This window comes from Streptomyces sp. NPDC056347 (assembly GCF_042262625.1).
Taxonomy (GTDB): Bacteria; Actinomycetota; Actinomycetes; order Streptomycetales; family Streptomycetaceae; genus Streptomyces.
In genome coordinates, this window is record NZ_JBHJQP010000241.1 from 1 (window position 1) to 9,481 (window position 9,481).

The window sequence follows — 9,481 nt, forward strand, 5'->3', positions numbered from 1 at the left end:
CCCCGTTTCCGTACCGGGTCCTACAGGCCCAGTGTCTCCGCCGCCAGCGCGGTGCCCTCCACCCGGGCGCGGATCTTGGCGAACGCGGTGTCACGCGAGGTGGACCGGTCGTCGGCGAACGGTGCGAAACCGGCGTCGTCGCACGTGCCGAGCCGGTCCGCCGGAAGGTGGCGGGCGGCCGTCAGCACCCGGTCGCGTACCTCCTCGGCCGTCTCGACCCGGGGGTCGACCGGGTCGGTCACACCGACGAAGACCCGGGCGCCGGGATGCAGCTGCTCGGCGACGATGCGCAGGACCCGGTCCGGATCCGGCTCGCTCGCCAGCTGGAGGTAGAAGTTGCCGACGGTGAGCCTGAAGAGGTCCGGCAGGAGGGCCGCGTAGTCGACGTCGAGGCTGTGGGTCGAGTCCTGGTCGGCGCCGGGGCCGGTGTAGACGCCGATCCGGGCCCGCTCGTCCTCGGTGAAGCGGGCCAGCACCGTGTTGTTCAGTTCGACGAAGTCCCGCAGCACTCCGCGGCTCGGGTCCAGCTTCAGCGACAGCCGGGCCTCCTCGAAGTCCAGCTGGACGACGTGCGCCCCCGCGTCCAGGCAGCCGCGGATGTCGGTCTCCGCCTCGTTCACCAGGTCGTCGAGGAACTGCTCGCGGGAGTAGCCGGAGCCCCCGGCCGGCGGGTGCAGCAGGCTCAGCGCCGACGGGGCCACGACCGCCTGCTTCACCGGCACGCTCGCCTGCTGCTGGGCGGCCCGCAGGTACTCCACCGCGTACGTCTTGTAGCGGAGCGGCCCCGAGGCGAGCGCGGGGAGCTGCCGCTGGTGACCGTCGGCGAACGGGATGACCACGCCGTCCGGGGACAGGCCGGGGAGCCCGTCCAGCGGGTAGGTGAGGAAGTCGGGCTTGGCCTGCTCCCCGTCCGTCACGACGGGCGAGCCCGCCGCCTCCAGATTCTTCACGGTCTCCGCGACGGCGCGGGCCCGGACGTCCGCGAACTCCGCGCTGTCGAGTTCGCCGGACCGGAAGGCCGCGAGCGCGGCCAGCAGTTCGGGGGAGCGGGGGATGCTGCCGATGGGTTCGGTGGGGATCGCCATGGCCGCAGCGTAGAAGGGCCGAAAGGCAAGACTTCCGCGTATGGGAGGGATTCCCGATTGTTCGGCCGCTTTCGGAGTATGAGGGGCTCTTCGGTTGACGCGGGTGCCGTACGGCCCGGCAGGGCCAAATACGACCTGCGGGACGACCGTTGCCATACCCACGCGTACCCGCTTCCGCGGCTCTCTACCGACGGTTCCTGTTCGATTACAGTGCTGCGGAGTCGCAGGCGGGCCGGAGCGCGGCCCGGTGGGGGAGGGCGCGGTGAGTGCAGGGACCACGGCCGTGTGGGGCCGTGCCGAGCAGCAGGACTTCCGCGGCCGGGTGCGCGGCGCGCTGCTCGGCGGGGCCATCGGGGACACCCTCGGGGCGGGCGTCGACCGACTCGCCCTGGAGGAGATCCGGGCCGCCCACGGCACGGACGGCGTCACCGACCTCCTGCCCGTGCACGGCGCCCGCGGCACCGTCACCGCCGTCACCCAGCTCGGTCTCTTCACCGTGGACGGGCTGATACGGGCCCAGGTGCGCCGCGACACCGGAGCCTGGCACCCGCCCACCGACATCCACCGGGCCCATCTGCGGTGGGCGGCCACCCAGCACGACTGGGGGCCCGACGAACGCCGCGAGGACATCGGCTGGCTCGGCCGCGAGGAATGGCTCTACGCCCGCCGCGACCCCACCCGGGAATGCCTGACCGGCCTCGGCGACACCGCCATGGGCACCCTCGACAAGCCCAAGAACCCCGGCGCCCGCGACGCCGCCCCGCTCACCCGCTCCGTCCCCTTCGGCCTGCTCGTCGGCTGGGAACCGGAACTCGTCCTCCAGCTCGCCGTCGAGTGCGCCGCCCAGACCCACGGCCACCCCACCGCCCTGCTCTCCGCCGGGGCCCTCGCCGTCATGGTGCACGGACTGGCCCGGGGCGAGACCCTGGACGGCTCCGTCCAGCACGCGCTGGCCCTGCTCGCCGAGCGTCCCGGCCACGAACCGGTGACCGAGGCGCTGCGGCAGGCCCTCGGCACGGTGCGCCAGGGCATCCCGGGGCCCGCCCTGATCGAGTCGCTGGGAGTCACGGACGCCGCGGAGGAGGTCCTGGCCGTCGCCCTGTACTGCGCGCTGGTCGGCGAGGACATCCGGCACGGGCTGCGGCTGGCCGTCAACCACGGCGGGCCTTCCGCCGCCACCGGGGCCCTGTGCGGGGCGCTGCTCGGGGCCCTGCACGGCGAGACCGCGCTGCCGCCCGCCTGGCTCGCCGAACTGGAGGGCCGGGCCACCGTGCTGGAGCTCGCCGACGACTTCGCGATGGAGATGACGCAGGGGCCCGCCCTGCACGGCCCGGCCGCCGCCGCCCCGGGCTGGCTGGCCCGCTACCCCCGCGTCTGAGCGTCGGCCGTACGGGGGCCGGGCGTGCGGGGCCGGGCGTGGGGGGCTACCGCATCAGCTCTCCCGCGTTGACCAGCAGGGACTGCCCGGTGATCGCCCGCGCCCGGTCCGAGGCCAGGAACACGACGGCCTCCGCGACATCGCCGTCCGTGGCCGGTTCGGGAAGCGCCATGCGCTCGGTGAGCCTGCCCAGCACCTCGGCCTCGGGCACCTTCTCCCGCCGCGCCGTGTCCCGTACGAACGCCTGCACCGGCGGCCCCCACATCCACCCCGGCAGCACCGTGTTCACCCTGATCCGGTGCGGCCCCAGCTCCTGCGCCAGGGAGTACATGGCCGAGGTCAGCGCACCCTTCGAGGCCGCGTACGCCGCCTGCCTGACCTGGGTCGGCGCGGCCACCGCCGACTGCGTACCGATGATCACCACCGCCCCGCCCCGCTCCTTGAGCGCGGGCAGACAGGCCCGGGTCATCCGCAGCGTACCGAGCAGATTGACATCGAGCACCGACTGCCAGGCGGCGAAGTCGGCATCCTCGATCCCGCCGAAGTGCCGGTCCAGCGCGGCGACATGGACCACCGCGTCGATCCGCCCGAACCGCTCCACGGCCAGTGCGGCGAGCGCCTCGCACCGCGCCTCGTCGGTGATGTCGGTGGACAGGCGGGCCGTGTGCAGACCGTCCGGATCGATCTCGGCGGCCGACCGGTCCAGCCCCGCCGCGGTACGCGCCCCGAGCACCGCGTTGCCCCCGTCCCGCACCACCGCCGCCGCGACCCGGTGGCCGAGCCCCGGTCCCACTCCCGACACCACGACGGTCTTCCCCGCGAGCAACATCGGCGGCCTCCCGGCACCCCTGGCAGTTCTTCTGACGGTGCGTCAGAGTAGGACGCCGCTGCGGAGTACGGAAGGGGAGGAACGAACGTCATGAGCGAGGAGACACGGAGCGAGACCTACGCCGAACTGGCCGCGCTGGGCCCGTACGGGGTCCGTCCCGGCCATGCGCTGATCACCATGGTCGAACCGCACCCGGGCCAGGAGTACGCGTACAACCGCTGGTACGAGGACGACCACTACTACGCGGGCGCCATGGCGATGCCCTGGATGTTCGCCGGCCGGCGCTGGGTGGCGACCCGGGCGCTCCAGGAGCTGCGCTACCCGGAGACGTCGGCGGTGGCCCGGCCGGTCACGGCGGGCTGCTACCTGTCGACGTACTGGGTGACGGAGGGGCGCTACGACGACCACATGCGGTGGACCGTCGGCATCAACCGGAGGCTCAACCGGGACGGCCGGGTCCACCAGGCCCGTACGCACGTCTTCACCGCGTTCCAGGACCACGAGGCGACGGTCTACCGGGACGGCGCGGCGGGCCCCCGCGACTTCCACGCCCTCGACCACCCCTACCGGGGGCTGGTCCTCGAAGTGATCGACGCGGAGGGGGCCGGGCGGCGGGCCGAACTGCTGGAGTGGCTGCGTACGCGGCACCTGCCGAAGCGGCTGGCGGGCTCACCGGCGGCGATGGTGACGGTCTTCCGTCCGACGCCGCTGCCCGGCGACCGGATGAGCTACGTGAAGCAGGTGGAGGGCGTCGACACCCGGCTGACCCTGCTGTGGTTCCTCCAGCAGGACCCGGGGGAGTGCTGGGAGGAGCATTTCACCGGGCTCGACGCGGTGGTCGCGGAATCCGGCCTGGGGCGGGTGGAGCTGGTGGCGCCGTTCATCCCGACGGTGCCGGGCACCGACCTGTACGTCGACCAGCTGCGCCGCACGTGAGGGCCGGACGCGGACGCCGACGCGGGCCGGACGTGGGCGACGGTGCGGGCCGACGCACGTCGGGCCCCCTCGGCCAGGACGGCGGACCGGTCGAGAGGGCCGACTGCGGCACCCTGGGCGGTGCCGCGACGCGAACGGGAAACTCACATCGATCAGGCGTCGACGGCACCCATGCCGACATCCCGCACGAAGGCGTTCCAGGCGGTGGGGACGAAGGTGATCGAGGGGCCCTCGGGAGCCTTCGAGTCGCGCACGGAAATCGCCTGGACGACGGGGGACTTGACTTCGACGCAGGCGCCGTTGCCCCCGGAATACGAGGACTTCGTCCACTGGTCCGTAGCACCCTGACGAATGGCCATGTTCACTCCGGTTCTGAAGAGTCGCGTTAATGGCATCAACGGCTGCCGTCACCGAAGTGACCGGCACCGACGATGTCCGGAAACACTGTTCCGGTTGATGTGATCGACGCTACTCGCCAAGCCCCGGGCGCAAAGGGGGCGTTCACTCGACCGAGTGGTGTGTACCAATAAGATCTTCCGTTCGGGAGGGGTGGCGGTGTACCTTACGGCCACCCCTCCCGAAGCACTATTTCAATGTCGGCAATCCGGACAATCAGCCGCCGAGATCCGTGTAATCCTTCACGATCCCGCCGATGAAGTGCCTGGTCTGCTCGACATTCAGCGCCTGCGCCCGCAGATGCTCGTACATGACGCTGTACCGCTGAACGTCGTTGCCCTTCTCCAGGTAGAGATCGCTGGTGACGCCCTCGATATAGACGACGCTGGAATCGGCGGCGTCCGGGAATTCCAGAATGGCGTACTGCCCGTTGATGCCGGGATGCGCGCCCATCTCGAACGGCAGCACCTGCACGGTCACGTGCGGCAGCTGGGAAAGCTCGATCAGCTGCTCCAACTGCTCGATCATCACCTGCTTGTTGCCGACCAGCCGGCGCAGCGCGGACTCGTCGATGACCGCCCAGAGGCGCAGCGGACTCTCCTGGTCGGTGATCCGGTCCTGGCGCCGGGCCCGGACGCTGACGCGCTTGTCGATCTCGCTCGCCGGAGCCTCCGGAAGCGCCCCGTTGATCAGCGCCTCGGCGTAACTCCGGGTCTGCAGAAGGCCCGGGACGACCTGGGGTTCGTAGACCCGCAGCGATTCCGCGTCGGTCTCCAGGCCGATGTAGACGCTGTACGGGATATCCCCGAAGGCGTGCCACCAGCCCTGCTGGCGGGAGTCCTTGGCCATCTGCATGAGCGAGTCGACGATCCGGTGGTCCTCGACCTCGTACACTCCGCAGAGATCGCGTACGTCACGCTGGCTGATGGAGCGGCGGCCATTCTCCAGGCGGCTGATCTTCGACTGCGAGACCAGCAGGCGTTCCGCCACTTCCTCGGCTGTCATGCCCTTGAGCTCGCGCAGGCGGCGCAATTCCTGGCCCAACCGGCGTCGTCTGACGGTGGGATTGACGTTGGACGGCACGGAAACGGCACCTCCGGCTATGTAGCTGTGCGTATCTACTGCTCAGCAGATTGCCACCCCTCTGCCCCGGTGCGCTGGGAAATGGCCATACGAATGTGCGCGGGGCAACCGCTGTTGACGATTGCCCCGCGCTTGGTGCGGCTCCCGAACCGGGTCCTGGGGACAGCGGTGCGGCGGTATTCGGTTTGGTGCTGGTGCTGGTGCTGGTGCTGGTGCTGGTGCTGGTGCTGCGTGCCTAGTGGGCCGCGGCGCGCGCCATGGTGCTGCGGCGCGATTGCGACGGTGCTTGCGGCTGCAACGCAACTCCGGCCGCCTGGCTGCGGCGCGGTTGCGCGGCCGCCCCGTTCTGGACGTCCATCACGGCGTGCGCCACGAGTCCGCCCATGGGGTCGTGCCTGATCAGATCCCGGAGCCTGGAGCGCGATGAACGCCCCTCGTTCCCCGGGTACAGGTGCTTGCCGAGGCCGACCGAGTGGGCCAGCGCGGCGAGCGCCGCGGTCCGCGGGTCCGGCGGTACGCCGGTGCGGATCGCACTGTCCAGCCTGGTTCTGATGTCCCGGCTGATCGCCGTGTCCGTCGCCTGGTAGCGAGTCGTCGGCAGCACTCCGCACATCTGGCCCGCCACGGCATGCACCATGCCGCACCGCTCCAGGTGCGCGAGGTAGATCTGACGGAGCCCCAGCCGGGGTCCGCCGATCCAGTGGACCGCCCGAACCGGGCTGCCGCGTCGGCGCAGCAGTTCCAGTGCGGAGTCCAGAGTCGGATCTCCTGTCGGCCGTGGCATCACCACGGCGATACGATCCCCGTCAGGGGCTATCCGTCCTGCCAGAGCCAGCTCCACTAGCTGAGCTCCGGCGAGGCCGAGGTCGAGCGACTGCGGCTGCGCTGTGGTACCCGTGGCCGGGTCCAGAGCGAGCAGCAGAAGCTCCTCCGGAATTGTTCTGCGGCTCCTGCCCATCCATGCCTCCCCGCGTGGATGAATGACAGGGTGACCCCTCTCACATTGGTCTGTCGAGAGCGCCTGGGTGCTTTGAATGGGAACCAGTAGGTATGTCGTTCTCGTCTAGCAGCCGGGCCGGTGGTTCAGCACGGGACACTGGTAGATGGTTCGGACAGCGCGGGGGTGTCCCCCGCGCCGCATGGAGGAGGCATCGGTGGCGGGCGAGTCCCCCGACAAGTCGGAGCAGCAGAAGTCGTCGGGAACGGCTCGGAGCGAGAGCGATCCGCGGCTTGCCGTCTTCCGTGAGGAGCCCGTCGAAGACGCGGCGGCCGAGAACAAGGACACGGCGACGGCTGTCTTCCGCACGGAGCCGTCGGACGAGGGCAAGGACGAGGCCAAGGACGAGGCGGGGGACGAGCCCGCGGAGTCCAGGAAGGACACGGCCACGGCTGTCTTTCGTACGAAGCCGGCGAAGGGCGACGCCGGCGACGAGGCGTCGGGCAAGGTGACGGAGGGCGCCACGGACGCTTCCGGCGACGCGGACGCCAAGGGCTCCGAGGGCGCCAAGGACTCCGAGGGCGCCGAGGGCTCTGACGGTGCCGTGAGCGCCGAGGAGGCCGCCGAGGCGGCGGACGCCGGAAAGGGCGCCGAGAGCCCGGAGAAGGCCGCCGAGGCCCCGGACGGCGACGGTGACGGCGACGGCGACGTGGAGGGCGGGAACGAGCCCGAGGACGAGGAAGGTGAGGTGGACCAGCCGTCCGCCGACGCCTCCGACGTGCCCGGGGCCTCCGACGCGTCCGCTGTGTCCGACGACGACAAGGCCGCCTCCGCCGGGAAGAAGCCCGCGGAGAAGCCCGAGCCCGAGGCCGAGGAGGCCGAGAAGGCCGAGGACGAGAAGACGGCCGAGCCCGACGTCAAGAAGGCCGACGTCAAGAAGGCCGACGCCGAGAAGGCGGAGGCCGAGGCCGACGACGCGAAGAAGCCCGAAGCCGAGCCCGACGCCAAGAGCGCCGAGGACGCGAAGAAGCCCGAGGACGCGAAGAAGACCGAAGCCGAGAAGGCCGACGACGCGGACGACGACGCCGACAAGAAGCGCGGCGTCGACCAGCCGACCGCCATCTTCCGTGCGCCCGCCCCCCGGGTCGACCAGCCGACGACCGCGCTCAAGGTTCCCCCGCTGGAGCCCAGGACCGACGCCAAGCCGGACACGAAGGCCGACACGAAGGCCGAGGGCGCCGCCGAGCGGACCAGCAAGTTCGTCCCCCTGCGCAGCGACGACGTACGCCCCGCCCCCGCCCCCGCCAAGGCGCCCGCGCCGCGCAAGCCGGAGGCCCCCGGGGCGGCCGCCGAGGGGGCGCCCGTCGCGGAGCCCGCCTCGCTGGCCCGCGCCGAGCGGACCACGCAGCAGCCGATGCCGCCCAAGGCGCCGCTCGACCTGCTGGCCGAGCTGACGAACACGCCCCCGCCGCCGGAGACGCCGGTCCGCACGGCCGTCCGCAGGGTCAAGATCTGGACGCCGCTCGCCCTGCTCGCGCTGATCATCTTTGCGATCGTGCAGATGGTGCGCCCGCTCCCGGTGCCGGAGCCGAAGCTGTCGGTCGAGCCGACGTACACGTTCGGCGGCGACCGCCTGGACCTCGCCTGGCCCAAGCAGGGGCAGTCGGCCGTGACCGTGGACGGCGTCGGCACGATGGGCAGCGCGGGCGCGCAGAAGCCCGCGCCCATCGCCAGTGTCGCCAAGGTCATGACGGCGTACGTGGTTCTCCAGGACCACCCCCTCAAGGGCAAGGAGGAGGGCGAGAAGATCACCGTCGACCAGCAGGCCGAGGACGAGTCCAAGCGGGACGACGAGTCGACGGCGCCGATCAAGAAGGGGCAGCGGTTCACGCAGAAGCAGCTGCTCCAGCTGCTGATGATCCCCTCCGGCAACAACGCGGCACGGCTCTTCGCCCGCTGGGACGCTCCGTCCGAGAAGGAGTTCGTGGCGAAGATGAACGCCGCGGCCAAGGACCTCGGTATGACGAACACGACGTACACGGACCCCAGCGGTCTGGACAAGAGCACCGTCTCCACCGCCGAGGACCAGCTCAAGCTGGCGCGGGCGGTCATGCAGAACGAGGTGTTCCGGGGCATCGTCGACACCCCGCAGATCAATATCCCGGGGATCGACCAGACCATCTACAACAACAACACGATCCTGCTGGAGCCCGGGGTCAGCGGTATCAAGACCGGCTCGTCCACCCCGGCGGGCGGCAACCTGCTCTGGTCCGCGAACACCGTGGTCGACGGGCAGAAGCTGTGGATCTACGGCGCCGTCATGGGCCAGCAGGCGGGCACCGGCCAGCCGTACGACAGCCTGAAGATGTCCCTGGACAACAGCCTCGAGCTGATCAAGGACGCGCAGAAGTCCGTCACCTCCGCCCGGGTCGTGAAGAAGGGCGACGTCGTCGGGTACGTGGACGACGGGCTCGGCGGTCACACCCCGCTGGTCGCGACCCGCGACCTGAAGGCGAAGGGCTGGCCGGGACTCAAGGTCGAGCTGTCGGTGTCGGACAACGGCAAGGAGATCCCGCACGAGGCATCCGCGGGCACCGAGGTGGGCGTCGTCACCGTCGGAACCGGCCCCGGCAAGGTCAGCGCGCCGGTGGCCCTCCAGAGCGACCTGAAGAGCCCCGGATTCGGCGAGAAGCTGACGCGAATCAGCTGATCAGCCAGGCCGGACAGGTAAGCCGGACAGGCCAGACGGGCCGGACCGGCCCGACAGGTAAACAGGCCGGACCGGTAAGACCGGCGAGACCGGTCACCCGAAACGCCCGTGCCCCGCAGCTCTGCGC

General features: G+C 71.0%; 8 protein-coding genes. 3 read left to right on the forward strand and 5 right to left on the reverse strand.

Annotated elements, in window-relative coordinates:
* Positions 1-20: 20 nt before the first annotated feature.
* Complete coding sequence (locus ACFCV8_RS33650; protein ID WP_376689306.1) at positions 21-1,085, reverse strand: cobalamin-independent methionine synthase II family protein; 1,065 nt, start codon at positions 1,083-1,085, stop codon at positions 21-23.
* Between the two features lie 262 nt (positions 1,086-1,347).
* Between ACFCV8_RS33650 and ACFCV8_RS33655 the strand changes: the two genes are divergently transcribed.
* Positions 1,348-2,463, forward strand: coding sequence for an ADP-ribosylglycohydrolase family protein (locus ACFCV8_RS33655; RefSeq protein WP_376689307.1), 1,116 nt, complete (start codon positions 1,348-1,350; stop codon positions 2,461-2,463).
* Positions 2,464-2,509: 46 nt separating this feature from the next.
* On the opposite strand, the gene ACFCV8_RS33660 is transcribed toward ACFCV8_RS33655, so the two are convergent.
* Positions 2,510-3,292, reverse strand: coding sequence for an SDR family oxidoreductase (locus ACFCV8_RS33660; RefSeq protein WP_376689308.1), 783 nt, complete (start codon positions 3,290-3,292; stop codon positions 2,510-2,512).
* A gap of 90 nt (positions 3,293-3,382) precedes the next feature.
* On the opposite strand from ACFCV8_RS33660, the gene ACFCV8_RS33665 reads away from it, so the two are divergent.
* Positions 3,383-4,228 carry a hypothetical protein gene (locus ACFCV8_RS33665; protein WP_376689309.1) on the forward strand — a complete coding sequence of 282 codons (846 nt, stop codon included), beginning with the start codon at positions 3,383-3,385 and terminating at the stop codon, positions 4,226-4,228.
* 152 nt (positions 4,229-4,380) lie between these two features.
* Here ACFCV8_RS33665 and ACFCV8_RS33670 read toward each other — a convergent pair whose 3' ends face one another.
* The 3 genes from ACFCV8_RS33670 to ACFCV8_RS33680 all read right to left on the reverse strand — a co-directional run bounded on the left by ACFCV8_RS33670 (position 4,381) and on the right by ACFCV8_RS33680 (position 6,665).
* Entirely contained in the window at positions 4,381-4,587 is a 207-nt protein-coding gene (locus ACFCV8_RS33670) for a DUF397 domain-containing protein (protein WP_376689310.1), read from the reverse strand.
* Positions 4,588-4,840: 253 nt separating this feature from the next.
* Positions 4,841-5,707 (reverse strand): helix-turn-helix domain-containing protein, encoded by an 867-nt coding sequence (locus tag ACFCV8_RS33675; protein WP_376689311.1) that lies wholly within the window; start codon positions 5,705-5,707, stop codon positions 4,841-4,843.
* Positions 5,708-5,942: 235 nt separating this feature from the next.
* Positions 5,943-6,665, reverse strand: a complete 723-nt coding sequence (locus ACFCV8_RS33680) for a GPP34 family phosphoprotein (protein WP_376689312.1) — start codon at positions 6,663-6,665, stop codon at positions 5,943-5,945.
* Between the two features lie 196 nt (positions 6,666-6,861).
* On the opposite strand from ACFCV8_RS33680, the gene ACFCV8_RS33685 reads away from it, so the two are divergent.
* Complete coding sequence (locus ACFCV8_RS33685) at positions 6,862-9,354, forward strand: serine hydrolase (protein WP_376689313.1); 2,493 nt, start codon at positions 6,862-6,864, stop codon at positions 9,352-9,354.
* Positions 9,355-9,481: the final 127 nt, after the last annotated feature.